Here is a 17,687-nt window from a genome sequence, read left to right as displayed (position 1 = left end):
CGTCAAAGTGGTTTTTCAGATATTCCACCGTAGCAGCCTTGCTCGTTGGATATGCCAAACGGGCTTTCACTAGCTTGCGGAACACTTCATCGTCAATACAATTGAAACCAATCCGGTCAAACGTGCGGTCAAATATCAAGTCGCATCCGTTGAGAAGGATGTTGCTGACATTGGACAGAACACGGCGGACTTCTTCTCGTTCACGGTCGCACGCCTCACGCTCCTCACCATACAGATCGAGTTGTGGATGGCGTCGGGATTCTTCCTTGGAAATCCATTCTTTCGCTTCATTGACAAGATTTTCGACCTCATCTTCATTATATGCAACACCAATCGTAGCAAGTTCCTTCATCTTGCCACCGATTTTCTCAACAAGAATAACTCCGATATTGCCGGATGGATATTTCTTTTTGCGGACAAACATAGTTAAAATATCTTTCGTGTCACCCAATATTAGGTGACACAAAAATACAAAATATTGTTTATCAACAGGTTATAAAATGTATGTTTTTTGAGTGACGAAGTCAGGAAATAGAAAAGGAGCTGTTACATAAAGATATGTAAAAGCTCCTTTCTTATGCAATTTTACCTTGCTTATGCCAAGGTGATGAGGTTCTCTTCGTTCTTTACCTTGCCCTCCTTGAAGAGCCAGCCAATACCGAGGTAAACTTCTTCGCTGCTGATGTTAGCAGCCTTTGCGATTTCCTGAACGCTCAGTGCCTTGCCAGCTGCAGCCAGTGTCTGATAAACATCACCAGCGCGGAAGCCAACGCTTTCTGCGTCCACATTCACAACTACATCAGCCTTCTTTGTAGCACAACGCTTTGTAGTAGTCTTAGTTGCTGTAGTCTTTGTAGCTGTCTTCTTTACAGCTACCTTCTTTTCTGTTGCTTTCTTTTCTGCCATAATCTAATAAAAACATTAATAAAGTCCCTTACGTTCAACACGCTTGGGTTCCCTTTGTTTACAAAATTAGTTAAATATTTTCCAAAAGCAACGTCTAAATACGAAAAAAGTCCGGAAATCCGGACTTTTTCTTAATATTTTTCACATTTATTGATTTACATCAACGTATATTGTGATCAAAATGATTACTAAGCTTTCAAATCTACCTTCAACTGAAGTTCGTCAAGCTGCTTCTGATCGATAGCAGAAGGAGCGTCGAGCATCACGTCGCGTCCGCTGTTGTTCTTCGGGAATGCGATGCAGTCGCGGATAGAGTCGAGACCTGCCATGATAGACACGAAACGGTCGAGACCGAATGCGAGACCAGCGTGAGGTGGTGCTCCGTACTTAAAGGCATTGATGAGGAAGCCGAACTGTGCCATGGCGCGCTCCTCTGTGAAACCGAGGATGCCGAACATCTTCTCCTGCAGCTTGCTATCGTGGATACGGAGGCTACCGCCGCCTACCTCTATACCGTTGCAAACAAAGTCGTATGCCTTAGCGCGTACCTGCTCAGGATGCTCGTCGAGCAATGGGATATCGTCCGGGTTTGGCATTGTGAACGGATGGTGAGTAGCCATAAGGCGCTGCTCCTCGTCGCTCCACTCGAAGAGAGGGAAGTCGATAATCCACAAGCACTCGAACTTGTTCTTGTCGCGCAGACCGAGACGGTCGCCCATCTCAAGACGCAAAGAGCAGAGCTGAACGCGTGTCTTGTTGGCGTTGTCGCCAGAAAGGATAAGAACGAGGTCGCCATCCTTGGCGCCGGTTGTCTCCTTAACCTTTGCGAGCACCTCAGGTGTGTAGAACTTGTCTACAGACGACTTCACTGTGCCGTCAGCGTTAAACTTGATGTAAACCAAGCCCTTTGCGCCTACCTGCGGACGCTTTACGAAATCGGTAAGCTGATCGAGCTGCTTGCGTGTGTAGTCGGCGCAACCAGGTACGCAGATACCGCCAATATACTCTGCCTCATTGAATACAGAGAATGTGCCTGTGCCCTTCAGTACGTCCATGAGCTCTACGAACTCCATACCGAAACGCAAGTCGGGCTTGTCGCTACCGAAACGGCGCATAGCCTCGTGCCATGTCATCTGCTGCAGCTTAGCCGGCAACTCAACGCCGCGTACTTCCTTGAACAGATGGCGAGCCATATCCTCGAAGAGGTTGATAACGTCGTCCTGGTCAACGAAAGACATCTCGCAGTCTATCTGAGTAAACTCTGGCTGACGGTCTGCACGCAAATCCTCGTCGCGGAAACACTTTGCAATCTGGAAGTAGCGGTCGAAACCACTGATCATGAGCAACTGCTTCAGAGTCTGCGGGCTCTGTGGGAGAGCGTAGAACTGTCCGGGGTTCATGCGTGAAGGCACAACGAAGTCGCGTGCACCCTCAGGTGTAGAACCGATGAGGATAGGTGTCTCCACCTCGATGAAGTTCTGCGCATCAAGGAAGTTGCGGATGAGGATAGTCATGCGGTGACGCAGTTCGAGATTCTTGCGAACTGTCGGACGGCGCAAGTCGAGGTAGCGATACTTCATACGGATATCGTCGCCGCCGTCGGTGTTGTCCTCGATAGTGAACGGAGGTGTAACACTCTCCGAGAGGACATTCAGTTCCTTAGCGATAATCTCGATATCGCCAGTAGGCAGATTTGCATTCTTGCTCTCACGCTCGTTCACTACGCCAGTCACCTGCACGCAGAACTCACGTCCGAGCTTGCCTGCACGTGCGCAAAGGTCGCTGTCGTCAGAGTCGTTGAAGACGAGCTGTGTGATACCATAGCGGTCGCGGAGGTCAACGAATGTCATACCACCCATCTTGCGAGTGCGCTGTACCCATCCGGCAAGAGTCACGGTCTTGCCACAATCAGAGAGACGAAGCTCTCCGCATGTATTCGTTCTATACATTATATTATATGTTTTTTAGTTTTTCCTTCAATAACTATGCAAAGTTATAGTGTTTGCTTGAAATAGCCAAATTACTTGGCAAGAAATGTCATTACAGCCTTCATCACCTGCTGTCGCGAACGCACATTATTGATGCACTCCATCGGGAAACCCATGATAAACGCCTTGTGGTCGGCGCCGTCGTAAGCCACAGCAGCATCGGTGCCGTCGGCATAGCGCATAGCGCAGAACGCCGGCGCAAGCGGATTGATGATGTCTACCGACTGTGCTGCGTAATGACGGTCGTTAGGTCGGCGTATGATGTCGAAGTTGATGCCGAGTCCGTTCACAAGATTCGTAGAGATATTCTTGTTCTGTCCGCCTAATCCTACTTTAAACACATTGGAGAGGAAGCTGCGCTCAGCATCGAGCTGCATATCACTCGCCACATACGCACCGCTTACGAGTACGCGTCCGTTGCCACGTACGTAAGTCTCAAGCGCCTTGCGCAGCGACTGCGAGAAGGTCTTGTAGCGCACAAGCGAGTAGCCATCGTCTTTCTGCAATCCGAACATCAAGTCGACGATGCGATAATCGGAAAGTTTCACAAAGCCGTTCTCTACAGCCTCAACCGACGACGCTACGACATTGTATGCACCCGACGCCGCGATGTCCGCAACGTGGCAAACCGACTCGTTCTGTTGTCTTCCCATAAAGAATTTGCCTGCAAGTTCGTCCTCGCAATAGCCTAAAGCGCCAGGACCTTCACTACCTGCACGCGAGCGATCGAAGTCGATTTGTCTGCCTACCCAACCTGCGTTCATGCCGAGCGAAACACCCATATCAGCATCGAGGTCGAAGCCTTGGCGTGTGCCGTCGTCAACAACCGCCGGACCTGCAAGACGCGTAAAGCCGTCTACAACAAGTACATCGCGCGCTCCTGCCTGAGCACTGATGCAGGCTGCAAGCGTGTTCGTCGGAAAGCTCTCGCCTCCGCGGTTCACAGCCGTAACACGGAACTGATAAACCACGTTCGGCTTAGGCGTGAACGTGAACGATGTGCCAGTCACGCTGCGTCCATTGTCGAAACCGCCCCTGCCCTCTGCTATATATATATTATATGTAGTAGGCACGGCGCTTGCCTCCAACGGATCGTTCATTGGCAACCACGAGAGCTGCAACTGATTGTTGGCTGTTCGCTGTATACGGAAGTTGCTTACAGGCAAAGGCTGCACAACGCACGCAAGCGAGTGATTGCCGTTCACATAACGCAGTATGGTTTTGTAGAGCGAACGTGCGAGAGTGAAGCGGAAGTTAGGGTCGAGTGCGCGGCGCATATCAGCGAAGTTCTGATGCGACAGCGTTTCAATAATCGCCGAAGGCACTTCCGGCTTGCGAGTCTCGCTGTAGTTGCGGTCCCACAGATAGCGGCGTGTCCACTTGCCGTAGGTAGCTGTAAGGTCGCGCTGCACGCCGGTAAGGAGCATATTGGCGAAGTCGTGCGAAATCTGCCGCGACACGCCGGCAGCAAGACGTCCGTCGTTGAAGTTGGTGGTGCAGATAGCCAGCGAACCGACGATAGAATCATGTACATGTGTGGCTCCGGCGTCGCTATGCACCGCAAGGCTAAGCTCGAAAGGCACGTTCTTTCCCTCGCGAGTCGGCACATATACCGACCCGCCTGCAAGCCAGTTGAGCATATTCGAGCGTGTATTGATGTCGTCGGCATAGTCGTCAGTGCCGTTCTTGCTACTATAAACCGAGTAAGGAGCGCCCGCCCATTGCGCACTATATCGCGCACCTTCAAGGCAGCGCGGCATGCCGCTTGTCGATCCGCCACGCTGTATGTTGCCCATACCGCCACCAAAGCGCACAGCATCTGTCGTTACAACGCCTTTCTCCGTAGACGAGTTGGTAACGATTACACGGTTGGCGGTGCTATTGCCTGCATCGAAGTCGAACGTGCCGAGATAAACCCACGTTCCGCCGCCCATCTGCTGGTTTACGCGGAACAAAGTGCGTTCGCCCTTGTGTACGACGATATATTGCGCATCGCTTACGCTCTTGGCTACAGTCTGATAGCTCACGTATACTGCGTAGCGACCCGACTGCTGTATGGTTGGCTGATACGCCGCCCACGACTCGTTGCTTTTCTTCGTTGTTCGCACCATGCGTGCTGTGCCCTGCTCGAACGGATTCTCGCCGTCGCGATACATGCCGCGATGGAAAGCGAAGCCACGTTCTTCGGTAGAGCGCCATTTCTCGCGACCGTCGTCCTCTACGTATCCTCTCGACCCGTCGTTGTCTACTATCACCTCATTGCGTTGCCAGTCGCGCTCGCGCGGTGTGTAGACCACAGCGCCGGCGTTCTCGAGCATCGGAATGAGATAAGGCACAACGATAGTCTGTGTAAAGAGGTCTTCGTTGGTGCAGAAAAGGTTTGGACGCTGCCACTTCCAGCGTCTCTTCTTTTGGTCGAAATAGATGCCGTGCGACTGCCAAAGAGAAATGTGACGGTCGAAGAGTCCGTGCGACACGAAGTTGGGTTGCGACTCGTTCATCACCCACGGCGCGCCATCGTAGTTGATGCGTCCCCATCCTCCGGGTGCGCTACCGCTACGCAGCTTTGCGCCAGGTACGAGTTGCTCTATAGGCATACCAGCCGTGTTGATGCGCAGCTGATAGCGATTATAAGGTTTTGGCAAAGCCTTGGCAAGACGTTTATAATAATAGCCCACGCTTTTCTCCGTAAAGTTCTGCGTGGCAAAGCCTATGCTCACATTCAGCGTGAGCACACGACGAACATCGTCTACGCTGTACGACTCCATATACGGCTGTACGGCGTAGACGACATTCTTTGCTCGTGTGGCGAGCACATAGTTCTTAAGACGAGTATCCAGCTGAGCCGCCGACAGCGTCTTGTGCGATCCTGCCGTAGCAGGAAGCGCCATCAGAGCGGCTGCGAACACCAAAACCGACAAAAATCTGTTTCTCATATTAGTCAAGTTCACCGACGGTGAACAATTCAGGGTTCTTTCCCTTGAAGTCTTTGAAATAAGTCTTTATGCGCTTCATGTCCGCATCCACATCGCCCGTAGGCACAATCATCTGCGTACATTCTATCAGTTTGCGTTCGAAGTCGAGACCGTAGAGCAAGATAGGCAGTTCGGCTTTCAATGCGATGAAGTAGAAGCCCTTCTTCCAGTTAGGGTTGAGCGAGCGTGTGCCTTCCGGCGTAACGCAAAGCTTGAAGTTTGGCTCGCGACGCGCAGCCTCTGCCATAGCGTCGGTCATGCTTGTATGCTTCGAACGGTTAACGGGTATACCACCGAGATGGCGGAACCATACGCCAAGCGGCCAGAAGAACCACTCCTTCTTCATGAGGAAGTTAGCCTTGATGCCCTCAGCACGCGAGTAGAGAAGACCGATAATAAAGTCCCAGTTGCTGGTATGTGGAGCAAGACAGAGTATATACTTTTCGGGGTGGTCCACTTCTATATGAGTGGTCCACCCCATGCGCTTATACAACAGTGTCTTGCAAATGCGTTGCAAAAAACTCATTGTGTTTGTTTATGTTTATATTTGATTTAAAATTTCGATTAGCCGAGGTTAACCACCTGGTCAACAATCTCAGACACCTGCTTGTTGAAGCTGTTCACAAGATCCTTGTAGAAGAGCTTCGGCGCAAGGCCCGGCTCCTGGTGCGACACGCGGCGCACATAGTCGTTGTGTATAACAAGGATAGAAGCGAGCAATGCGTTCACATCCTCCTCTGTTGTCTTTGAACTGTACATTGAAGCAGCTACTGCCTCTGAGAAAAGTTCGCTACAAACATAGTTGATATTGCGTTTCAGGTTTCTTTTGTTTGCCATAACAAATTAAAATGATTATTGATTAAAAGATTAAATTAACACGCCAAAGATAGGAAAAAAAATAATATGCAACAAGTATTCTTTATAAAAAACTTCAAATTGTTCGTTTTCTTTTAGTTTTTTTCTGTATGTCACAGAAAAAGTGTATTTTTGCAGTGCAAAAAAAGTATCTATTTATACATTACATATTTTAATTATTTAAATTCACATGGAAATTAGTGCATTGCAGATTGCAAGAGCTGCTTATCAGCCCAAATTGCCTAAGGCTCTCCAGGGTCCGGTTAAGGCCGTAGAGGGTGAGGCAACACAGTCAGTAGGTAACCAGGAAGAGATCAAGGCGTTGTTCCCGAACACATACGGAATGCCTGTTATCACTTTTGAGGCTGGCGAGAAGACAGAGTTTCCTGCATTCAACGTAGGCGTTATCCTTTCAGGAGGTCAGGCTCCTGGTGGCCACAACGTAATTTCAGGATTGTTTGACGGTATTAAATCATTGAATCCAGAGAACAAGCTCTATGGTTTCATCCTCGGCCCTGGCGGCTTGGTTGACCACAACTACATCGAGATCACATCAGAGCTTATGGATCAGTACCGCAACACTGGCGGTTTCGACATCATCGGTTCAGGTCGTACAAAGCTCGAGAAGGAAGAGCAGTTTGAGAAGGGCATCGAGATTCTTCGCGAGCTCGGCATCAAGGCTCTCGTAATCATCGGTGGCGACGACTCTAACACCAACGCATGTGTACTCGCTGAGTACTATGCAGCTAAGAAGTACGGCGTTCAGGTTATCGGCTGCCCGAAGACCATCGACGGCGACTTGAAGAACGAGCAGATCGAGACTTCTTTCGGTTTCGACACAGCTTGCAAGACATACTCAGAGCTTATCGGCAACATCCAGCGCGACTGTAACTCAGCACGCAAGTACTGGCACTTCATCAAGCTCATGGGCCGTTCGGCTTCTCACATCGCTCTTGAGTGCGCACTGCAGACACAGCCTAACGTATGCCTCATCTCTGAGGAGATCGAGACTAAGGAGATGTCGCTCGACGACGTTGTAACATACATCGCTAAGATTGTTGCAGACCGCGCTGCTGACGGCAACAACTTCGGTACTGTACTCATCCCGGAGGGTCTCATCGAGTTCATCCCGGCTATCAAGAAGCTCATCGCTGAGCTCAACGAGGTGCTCACCGACCCGACAACTGGCGAGTCACGCGAGTTTGCAAACGAAGAGGAGCAGATCGACTTCGTTAAGAACAATATCGCTAAGGACAACCTCGCTGTTCTCGAGTCGCTTCCTGAGGACGTAGCTCGTCAGCTCTGCCTCGACCGCGACCCGCACGGCAACGTTCAGGTATCGCTCATCGAGACTGAGAAGCTTCTCTCTCGCATGGTAGCTACTAAGCTCGAGGCTTGGAAGGAAGAGGGCAAGTTCAACGGTCACTTCTCTGCTCAGCACCACTTCTTCGGCTACGAGGGACGTTGCGCAGCTCCGTCTAACTACGACGCTGACTACTGCTACTCACTCGGCTTCAACGCTTCACGCCTCATCAGCAACGGCAAGACTGGCTACATGTCTGTCATCAAGAACACAACAGCGCCTGCAGAGCAGTGGATCGCAGGTGGTGTGCCTATCACAATGATGATGAACATCGAGCGTCGTAACGGTGCTAACAAGCCGGTTATCCGCAAGGCTCTCGTTGAGCTCGATGGCGCTCCTTACAAGTACCTCGCTGCTCACCGCGAGGAGTGGGCTAAGAACGACTGCTACGTCTACCCGGGTCCGGTTCAGTACTGGGGTCCGGCAGAAGTATGCGACCAGACTACAAAGACTCTGAAGCTTGAGCAGGCTAAGTAAACCTCTGCTTGTTCAAAACTAAAGAATTAATACAGAAAGAGCAGAGTGACAATGGTCATTCTGCTCTTCTTTTTTTATGTAAAAATATGGAAGCAAACAAACGCACATACAAACCACGCAAACGACGCTCCACGACCAAGCAAAAGCGCCGCTCAAGCCTCTCCGCCCTACTCTCTCGCAACCCGCGTGCCGTATGGTGGACAAGTTCTGCTATATGCGTATGCGTGTATATGTGGGCTTTCTACTCCTACTTCGTCAGTCCTACCGGATTTCGCTGGCGTGCGCTCTTCGGCGACACCAACTATCCCGCCGGCTACGAGATTCACGGCATCGACATTTCCCATTATCAAGGCACTATCGACTGGGACAAGCTGCGCGACAGCAATATCGAGGGCTATCCGCTGCGCTTCGTCATGATAAAGTCGACCGAGGGTTCGTCGCGCACCGACAACAAGTTCAAGGAGAACTTCCGTCAGGCACGCGAACACGGACTGATTCGTGGTGCCTATCACTTCTGGAGCAACAAATCGTCGGCTCGCGACCAGGCTTACTTCTTCCTGAAACAAGTGCGACTGGAGAACGGCGACCTTCCGCCTGTGCTCGACGTGGAGCACAAGCCGCAGGACCGCAATGTGGAAGATTTCCAGCGCGACATTCTTACATGGCTGCACATCGTAGAGGACAAATACCACGTGAAGCCTATCATATACACATATTATAAATTTAAGGAGAACTATCTGGACGCACCCGTATTCGACGACTATCCCTACTGGATAGCGCATTACTATGTAGATAAGGTGGAATACAAGGGCACGTGGCACTTCTGGCAGCACACCGACGCAGGAAAGCTGCCCGGCATAAAGGGCTACGTCGACTTCAATATCTTCAACGGTTCGTTCTATGCGCTGAAGAAACTCACAATCGGAAACCAGGATTAGAAAACGTAGCGGAGGTCTCCAGCCTCCGCTACGTTTATAATAATTATTTTTGCTGTTTGGTATCAGACCATCAATAACAATGCTTTAATCATATATATAAATTATCCACATACTTACATTGAGCCTCCTGCGCCATTTTCGCAGCCTCTTGCTCCAATTGCTTCCAATATGTTCGGTCTTTATGCAAATAGATTTCTTCATAAAGTGGGAACAAATGGGGATAGTATGATTTGATATAACCCATAATGTTGGCCTTAAATCATGATGCCACGCACCTCTTTCGTTCCAATGAGTGTTTTTACCATATTTCTTCCTTTATTCTTTACAAATCCTCTACCATTTCACCGTCTTCAGGAATAAAGACGCGGTCTAAAATTCCTGCCACTTCCGCACGCTTTCTCACCATTTCATGCGTCACGCTATTATGGTTTACGCCTTCAAGATGCGTCACAAATATCTTTGCATTAGGTGCAGCAGCAGCAACTTTTACCACATCTTCATCGTTCATAATAACGCGTCCACCCAAGCGAAAGCCATTGCCACCTGCATTAAGGGTGATAACCTCGGGGCGAAAACGCTTCAAATTGCGCTTTACACCAGCATACCAGATGGTATCTCCGGCGTGATAGAGCGTCTTTTCTTGTGGATGAGTGAATACATAACCCGATGTATGCCCAGCAGGATACTTCATGATGAAATTACCATGCTGGCTTTCGGCCTTTTGTATGTTCACTTCCCCAACCCTTGTATTGTCGCCGACAACTTCCACATGATTAAATCCATGCGACATCACCGCCTGCCGATTGTTTTCGTCTTGCACAAAAAATCGCATATCTTTAGGTATCATTTCATAGGCCGCCTCATCGATATGGTCATCGTGTAGATGGGTAAGCAATACAGCATCCACACCTTTTAACATCTCTTCTACAGGAAAAGGTAGTTCATGAAGTGGGTTGCGCAGGTGTTGATTTCTACTAAAGGGGAAAGGAGGCATGCAGCCTTTCTTTCCCAACATGGGGTCAATCAGAATTTTCTTTCCCCCATATTCAACGATTATCGTTGCGTTTCTTACTTGCTGGATATTCATTGTTTATTAAAGTTTAACATTGGCCTCCAACATAATAGCATCCTTCAGAGGTTCATCATCATCAGAGAACGAATTTGCCTTATATTGTACGCAAAGCACGAGCATTTCGCTGCTGCCTGTGTTTTTGAAAGCACGTTTGCCATTGGGCGCAATTCGCACGATGCTTCCTTCTGAAACGGGAAATCGTTTGCCGTCTACATCGAAAATGCCTTCACCTTTAAGAATGAAATAAAGCTCTTCGTGGGTTTTATGGGTATGGCGTGTGCCATAATCCTGCCCAGCTGCAAGACTTTGGAAAGACAATTCTGCGCCTGTTGCTTGTAGTGCATGTCCAGCAAACATCTTTCCCGGGATAGAGAAATTGCCCATAGCCAACTCATAGTCCTTAATTTCATTCAACTTACCTACGTTGACCGTGGTGAAGTTCTCACCTTTTTCTGCAATTTTAATTTCTTTCATAATGTTATTTGTTTTGATTACGAGTGCAAAGGTAGTGCATAAATCAAAGAAACATTCTACCATTAATAATATGTGCTCTACCATTTTGATAAACCATTAATTATTCGTACTTTTGTTGCATGAAATTAGAGAGTCATCCCCAAGAACTTACACAAGTTCCTTTCAGCAAAACAGAATGTGGTGTAGATTTCAACATCAATACCGATACGCACGAGCGTTTGCGAGGCGTATTGATGGAGTATCCGTCTTTCAAAACCAACTTCTTCGAGTTGTTTTTCTTCAGGAAAGCATCCGGGTGGCTGCGTTATGGCTTTCAACATATCGTGTTGAAAGACAATACGGTGCTGATACTTTCGCCGCACATCCATCAGGAGTGGCATATTGATGAAAGCCAAACGGATTATCGTTTCCTTATTTTCCGTGATGATTTTCTTTCAACCTATCTTGCCGATCCTTTCTTTACTTATCGTTTGCTTTATTGCTATCAAACAGATTTTCCACCCTATCTGTCGGCTACTGCTATGGAACAACAAGAATACGAGCGTTTGCTTGTGCGGATAAAAGAAGAACTCAACCATCCTCTTGCCGACAGCTATCACATCATCGTATCCTTGCTTCATTATCTGCTCATGACCCTTAATCGTAGGTATTCTGCTCAATACCATCTGCCTTTTGATGCCCCCAAGAACCACCATGCCTTTGAGTTCAAACAACTCTTAGAGAAACATATTCGCCAATACCAGCAAGTGGCCGACTATGCAGCCATGCTGAACATCAGCCGCATCACATTGAATGCTTCTGTACAGGCACAATATGGGCAAACGGCTGTACATCTGCTGAAACAACGTCTACTTGCAGAAATCAAGAATGAAATATTATTCACTGACAAAACTACCAGTGAATTGGCATACGAATTCAATTTCTCGGAGCCTGGACATTTAATGCGTTTCTTCAAAAAACAAACTGGACAGACGGTTACGGAGTTTAAAGAAGAATATAAAGGACAACAGTTTACCGCAGAATAGAAAAATTATTAAGCGCAAGAACTTTACAATAAACGAACGGCACTTGAAACAGATTATACACTTTATCGCATATAGAAAGCGGATGCCTTGGCAGAAATCATCCGCCAAGGCATCCGCCTTCAATATTTGACGTTCATACATTACTTAACAACAAACTTCTTACCAGCCACGACGTATATGCCAGAAGAAAGATTGCTCATATTATTACGGGTGCACACGCGTTGCCCGCTCAGGATGCAAAAGGCAAGCGGATACATCTTTGTCAAAGTGTTTTTTTGAGTGACGAAGTCAAAAAAAAAGAGTGTACCACAAAATGGGTACACTCCTTTATAAACTCACTTTACCATTTACCAATATGATTGGCTTATCTGTTAGCCGATTGCCATTGATAAGTTTTATCACAATGTATATCTGCACTCTGGTCGGCAATCATCAGTTTGAAATCGCCTTCCTCCAATACCCACTTGCCATCATAACCTACGAAAGCAAGATCATCGGCATTCAAATTGAAGGTGACAGTCTTTGTTTCGCCCGGCTGAAGCTCTATTTTATCGAAAGCACGGAGGCGACGACCATCAGGAACCATGCTGGCAATAAGGTCGCTGCTGAACAGAAGAACGCTCTCTTTGCCCGCAACCTTACCCGTATTCTTCACATCCACGCTCACCTTGATGATGTCGCCGTGGCGGAAATCAGACTGGGAAACCTTCAGGTTGCTATATTTGTAAGAGGTGTAGCTCAAACCATGTCCGAAGCCCCACTGCTGGGTAATCTTCGCATTGTAGTCGTAAGCACCTTCCATCGTACCCACCTCCTCACTCTTCTTGAAATCGTAGTTAGCGAGCGAATTGATTTCCTTAGGATAGGTGTAAGGCATCTTGCCACTGAAGTTTGACTTGCCCGATACCAAGTTTACCAAGGCATCGCCGCCCATATTGCCAGGGATAAGGATGTCGATGATGCCCTGTGCCAATGGTTCGATGTCGGCGATGAGACGAGGACGACCTTCATTCAAGACCAGAATGACAGGCTTGCCGGTCTTAGAAAGTTCCTTCACCAAATTGCGCTGGTTCTCAGAAAGCCAGAGGTCGGTCAGGTTGCCCGGAGTCTCGGTATAAGAGTTCTCACCGATGCAAGCTACAATAACATCAGCATCTTTTGCTGCATCAACTGCGCCCTGAATCTGAGGTTCGTTCTCCTCCCAGTACTTGCCCTTCTCATTATAGGTAACGCCCTGATTCAAGATAACGTTCTCCTTGCCATACTGATTGCAGAAAGCCTCATAGATGGTATTGTACTTGCCGGCAAACTCATCGGTACGATGGCCCTGCCAAGTATAGCTCCATCCACCGTCCAGGCAGCGCATCTGATTGGCATTAGGACCAGTGAGGAGAATCTTCTTGCCCTTGGCGAGAGGCAAGACAGGATTGCCATCCTGCAACTTCTCGTTCTTTAAGAGCACCATACTCTCGGTAGCTCCCTCTAAGGCGAGCTTGGCAAACTCCTCGCCACCAAACTTAGGATAATTCTTCAGTTTCTGGGTTGGGTTCTTGAAAAGGTCGAGACGGTACTTCATGCGAAGCACACGACGGCAGGCATCATCGATGCGACTCATCGGAATCTTGCCTTCTTTCACCAATTCGATAAGGTAGCCACAAGCATCGCAAGAATAAGGTTCCATAATCATGTCGATACCGGCATTGATGGCGATGCGGAGCGCATCCTTCTTATCCTTAGCTATCATCTCGCGAGTATAGAGGTTGTTGACGTCTGCCCAGTCGGTAACCAACACACCATCCCATCCTGTCTGTTCCTTCAGCCATCCTGTCAGGATTTCCTTGTTGGCGTGCATCGGCATACCGTTGACGGAAGCGGAATTCACCATCACTGTCAAGGCTCCAGCCTGCAGACCCGCCAGGAAAGGAGCGAAGTGCTTCTCGCGCAAATCGGCAGGAGAGATATAGGCTGGCGTACGGTCTTTACCAGTCCAAGGTACGCCATAGCCCATAAAGTGTTTCATTGAAGTGGCGATGTGATACTGGTCGATGTTGTTTGGGTCCTCGCCCTGGAAACCATAGACCATCGCCTTGCCCATCTCTGAACTGAGGTAGCAATCTTCGCCAAAGTTCTCCCAGATGCGGGGCCAACGGGCATCACGACCGAGGTCAACGGTAGGACTGTAAGTCCAAGGCACGCTCACGGCACGAGTCTCATAAGCAGTAGCCTCAGCCGAACGACGAGCTATCTCACGATTGAAGGTGGCAGCTACATTGATGTTCTGCGGGAAGAGGGTTCCGTCTTGAGTATAAGTAGAACCGTGGTTCTGATCAAGACCGAAGACACAAGGGATGCCGATGCGCTTCATCGAAATCTTCTGAATCTGAGAGATATACTTCTCCCACTGCTTGGCGGTTGGCGCACAAGTGTTAGGAGCGTTGAGGATAGAGCCAATCTTATAGCGAGAAAGGATAGAATCGGTCTTGTGCTCGTCGATATAGAACACACCGTTCTTGTCGTTTGCACCAAAGAGGTCGGTCACCAATTCCATCATCTGACCTACCTTTTCCTCCAAGGTGAGTTTCTTCAGGGTCTGTTCTACCTGAGCCTCGATCTTAGGGTCGCTCTTGATAACTGGAACCTTGGCACTGGTTGTATAAGCAAATGCCAACATGAAAATAGATGAAAATAATTTCTTCATAAGTTCTAAGATTTGACGTTATATGATAATAACGAGATTCTTTCTAATATTTTATTCGATAGTTACTTTCTTTACGGTATAACCATCACCCACGATGAGGAGACCTTGCTGCTCTGTCAAGAGTTGGATAGAGAGGTCGGTCAGTTCAAACTCCCATTTAGCAGGTCCATTCACCATGATGTCGCCACGCTCTGGGTCGCCCTTACCGGTAAGGATGTTGTTCCACCAAGAAGTGACAGCAGTACCCTGGCCATTTCCATCTACATAGACACGGAGGATGGTGCCAGCCTTCACCTTTGAGAGGAAGGTGTCCTTCAAGGCATCGAATGGTGTACCACATGTCACGGCAAACTCACCTTCCCAGAGGGTGTTCTCCATAGATGGGCGAGCCTCGGTGGTTACCTTGATGGTACCGCCAGGGAACTGTACGCCATTGCCATCTACCAATGTAATGTCGTAATCGCCATTGGCGAGGCCGGAAGGAGTAGTAACTTTCAATGTCGTACCCTCATCGAGAACTTCGAAGGCAACCTCCTTATCAGCGATGAGGACTTTCTTAACGAGTCCCAGGTTCTTGCAATTGTGGATGGTTGTTGTTTCTCCTGGAGCTACCCAAAGCTCGTTTGCATTGGTACCCAAGGCAGGGTCATCGGCAGCAGGAGTCACGGTAACGTTCAAGGTGCGAGATGTGCTCTTGCCCTTGGTGGTGGTTGCCACAATCTTCAGTTCATGATTACCTATAGGCAAAGTCTGGTCGATGGTAGTACCTTCATAAATCTGCGTGCCGTCGAGCAACCATGTCACAGTGGTATAGTGAACAGGAGTCACTCTGATTTCCAACTTATAATTAGTCTTGCGGTCTATCTTGGAATCAGCCAAGTCGGTGTTCAAGATACGTGGATCGTCATTTTCGCTGACAGTGAAGTATGGATCATCGTCAGAAGAGCAAGAAGACAAGGTAGATGTGCCAGCCAGTGCGAAACTCATGGCTAAGAGCATCATCATAGCCTTCAAGACTTTTCCCTTATATTGTTTCATTGTCTTATTCATAATTAATTATTCTATCTATTGTCCTATAAAACTTAACATTAAACACTACTCGCTATATCCCTTTCCGAATGGAGGATTAAAGTCTGGCTGAAGGTTTACATCAGCCTTGTCCCACCAGAGGCGCTTATGCCAATCGTCTGTACCACCCATGCGGTCGATGGCAGCCTTGTAGTTGGCATTGTTGTACTGACCTTCCATCTCAGGATACTGCAAGCGGACAGGCATTGACCAGTTAGAATCAGTATAAGTGAAACCATTCTTGGTCAAGAGATCACGATTCAAGATGGCAGGATAGTCAGAGCGGCGCATGTTAGCCCAACCCTCAGAAGGGTTCATCATGTGGAGAATCCAAGCCTGGGTATTGATGGTCTCCTTAGGATTGTCACCCAACGGATTGCTGGCAATGAACGCATCTATCTCTTCCTTGGAAATCTTGTTGGATGTAAGATAGTAGTTGTTGAGCAACTCCATGCTGGCACGAACACCAGCCTCGTAGTGGCTCTCAGCATCACCACCACCTACATTCCAACCCTTGGTTGCAGCCTCAGCCTTGAGGAACTCCACCTCAGCATAGCTAATCAAGTCGCCAGGACAAGAAGGCATCTCGAAGTCGATGTTCAGGCAAGGACGACCAGCTCGGGCTATATAATCAGAGTTGGCATAAGTGTTCTCGTCTATCTCTGCATACTTCTTCAAAGTAGGAAGGTCATCCACCGTAGCTGGATTCATCCAGTCTGTGTACCAAGCTGCACCAGGGTTGCAAGGCTCCTCACCGAGCTCCTTGCTCTGGAAGTAAGCCAGGAAATCATCGGTCAAGTCGATGTTCTGCTCTTTATCTGGCTTCACCTGACTACGCTTGATATTGTAGTAGTGACGGCAGATGCGATAGAGACGAGGGTCGTTGGTATTCTGCAACTGATAGAACAAGGTAGAGCATACCATGGTAGGCGATGTGGCATCCTGACCATAGAGAGTCTCGCTCAATGCATTGGCACGGAAATCGTAGTCGTTGGCTCCATCATAATAGGTAAATGGAGAATCAGCATACTTGATATAAGCATCATCGGCAGCACTGGCGATAGCACCAGCAGCCACAGCCTTCTCAAACTCCTCCTTTGCCTTCTGTGGATTAACATCGGAAATGCGCATGGCGTAGCGCATACGGAGTGCATTGGCATACTTCTTCCACTGAGCTACATCACCACCCATGCTGGTGACATCACCAGAAATGCGGTCGGTACCTGTGCCAAGCTGCTTCTCGCAAGCGTCAAGTTCGTCAAAGAACCAGCTGTAGAGTTCCTCTACGGTATCATACTTAGGGGTGGAGATACCTGAGATATAACCCAGACCTGCCTCCGAACAAGGCACGTCACCGTAGGTATCTGCCAAAACTGCCGTGAGATAGACACGATGGATACGAAGTGCCGCATTCAAGTTTGCCTTGTCAGCAGAATTGTTGATGGCATCCACAAGGTTCTTGATACCGATTTCATAATAGCGGTCCCAAACTCGACGGGACATATCATCTTCTTTGAAATTAGAACCAGCGTAATTGGTTACATTCCAACCACCAGCGAAATACTGTGGGAAACCAGTTATATAGTTACGGTAGGTATCCATCAGACTGAAGTCACCGTAAGTCTGCAACAAAGCTGTTGTCAACTGTGCGTTAGGGTCGAGCTCGCTCACCTTGGTCTTGTCGGTATTGATGTTGCTCAAGGTATCATCAGAGCATGAAGTCATCGCTGTGCCGGTTGCCATCAGGGCGAAAGCCATCATCAGGCTGCTCTTACCTATATATTTCTTGATTATATTGTTCATTTTCTTACATTATTATATATTAGAACTCTTCTAAAGAAATTGATT

At 48.4% G+C, this 17,687-nt stretch carries 13 protein-coding genes and 1 pseudogene; 3 read left to right on the top strand and 11 right to left on the bottom strand.

Annotated elements, in window-relative coordinates; all coding sequences use genetic code 11:
• From KTQ90_RS06350 to KTQ90_RS06325, 6 genes and pseudogenes are all read right to left on the bottom strand, one after another.
• Positions 1-424, bottom strand: a pseudogene (locus KTQ90_RS06350) (IS1634 family transposase); the annotation flags it as partial.
• A gap of 170 nt (positions 425-594) precedes the next feature.
• Positions 595-906, bottom strand: a complete 312-nt coding sequence (locus KTQ90_RS06345) for a winged helix-turn-helix domain-containing protein (protein WP_217317647.1) — start codon at positions 904-906, stop codon at positions 595-597.
• Between the two features lie 188 nt (positions 907-1,094).
• A complete protein-coding gene (gene aspS, locus KTQ90_RS06340; RefSeq protein WP_217317646.1) occupies positions 1,095-2,855 on the bottom strand; it encodes an aspartate--tRNA ligase in 1,761 nt (586 codons plus the stop codon).
• 71 nt (positions 2,856-2,926) lie between these two features.
• Positions 2,927-5,830, bottom strand: coding sequence for a golvesin C-terminal-like domain-containing protein (locus tag KTQ90_RS06335; RefSeq protein ID WP_217317645.1), 2,904 nt, complete (start codon positions 5,828-5,830; stop codon positions 2,927-2,929).
• A 1-nt stretch (position 5,831) separates the two neighbouring features.
• On the bottom strand, positions 5,832-6,395 hold the full coding sequence (locus KTQ90_RS06330) for a 1-acyl-sn-glycerol-3-phosphate acyltransferase (RefSeq protein WP_217317644.1): 564 nt from the start codon (positions 6,393-6,395) through the stop codon (positions 5,832-5,834).
• A gap of 38 nt (positions 6,396-6,433) precedes the next feature.
• The gene (locus tag KTQ90_RS06325; RefSeq protein ID WP_217317643.1) at positions 6,434-6,706 is read right to left on the bottom strand and encodes a hypothetical protein; all 273 of its coding nucleotides are present in this window, start codon (positions 6,704-6,706) and stop codon (positions 6,434-6,436) included.
• Positions 6,707-6,914: 208 nt separating this feature from the next.
• On the opposite strand from KTQ90_RS06325, the gene KTQ90_RS06320 reads away from it, so the two are divergent.
• Positions 6,915-8,564 carry a diphosphate--fructose-6-phosphate 1-phosphotransferase gene (locus tag KTQ90_RS06320; protein WP_217317641.1) on the top strand — a complete coding sequence of 550 codons (1,650 nt, stop codon included), beginning with the start codon at positions 6,915-6,917 and terminating at the stop codon, positions 8,562-8,564.
• Between the two features lie 86 nt (positions 8,565-8,650).
• A complete protein-coding gene (locus KTQ90_RS06315; protein ID WP_022158213.1) occupies positions 8,651-9,502 on the top strand; it encodes a glycoside hydrolase family 25 protein in 852 nt (283 codons plus the stop codon).
• Positions 9,503-9,824: 322 nt separating this feature from the next.
• Here KTQ90_RS06315 and KTQ90_RS06310 read toward each other — a convergent pair whose 3' ends face one another.
• Together KTQ90_RS06310 and KTQ90_RS06305 are read right to left on the bottom strand one after the other, a co-directional pair.
• Positions 9,825-10,589: an MBL fold metallo-hydrolase gene (locus KTQ90_RS06310; protein WP_217317640.1), complete on the bottom strand. Its 765-nt coding sequence runs from the start codon at positions 10,587-10,589 to the stop codon at positions 9,825-9,827.
• Positions 10,590-10,595: 6 nt separating this feature from the next.
• A complete protein-coding gene (locus tag KTQ90_RS06305) occupies positions 10,596-11,048 on the bottom strand; it encodes a cupin domain-containing protein (RefSeq protein WP_118355066.1) in 453 nt (150 codons plus the stop codon).
• A gap of 119 nt (positions 11,049-11,167) precedes the next feature.
• On the opposite strand from KTQ90_RS06305, the gene KTQ90_RS06300 reads away from it, so the two are divergent.
• Positions 11,168-12,073 (top strand): helix-turn-helix domain-containing protein, encoded by a 906-nt coding sequence (locus KTQ90_RS06300; RefSeq protein WP_022158210.1) that lies wholly within the window; start codon positions 11,168-11,170, stop codon positions 12,071-12,073.
• Between the two features lie 364 nt (positions 12,074-12,437).
• Here KTQ90_RS06300 and KTQ90_RS06295 read toward each other — a convergent pair whose 3' ends face one another.
• The 3 genes from KTQ90_RS06295 to KTQ90_RS06285 are packed head-to-tail and all read right to left on the bottom strand — an operon-like array spanning position 12,438 to position 17,642.
• Positions 12,438-14,771: a glycoside hydrolase family 3 N-terminal domain-containing protein gene (locus tag KTQ90_RS06295; protein ID WP_217317639.1), complete on the bottom strand. Its 2,334-nt coding sequence runs from the start codon at positions 14,769-14,771 to the stop codon at positions 12,438-12,440.
• Between the two features lie 51 nt (positions 14,772-14,822).
• On the bottom strand, positions 14,823-15,809 hold the full coding sequence (locus KTQ90_RS06290) for a hypothetical protein (RefSeq protein ID WP_254359382.1): 987 nt from the start codon (positions 15,807-15,809) through the stop codon (positions 14,823-14,825).
• Between the two features lie 57 nt (positions 15,810-15,866).
• Complete coding sequence (locus KTQ90_RS06285) at positions 15,867-17,642, bottom strand: SusD/RagB family nutrient-binding outer membrane lipoprotein (RefSeq protein ID WP_217317637.1); 1,776 nt, start codon at positions 17,640-17,642, stop codon at positions 15,867-15,869.
• Between the last annotated feature and the right edge of the window lie 45 nt (positions 17,643-17,687).

The organism is Leyella stercorea (genome assembly GCF_019052365.1).
In the GTDB taxonomy this organism is placed as follows: domain Bacteria; phylum Bacteroidota; class Bacteroidia; order Bacteroidales; family Bacteroidaceae; genus Prevotella.
The sequence above is the reverse complement of the archived record's forward strand: the minus strand, read 5'-3'. Positions and strand labels throughout refer to the sequence as shown.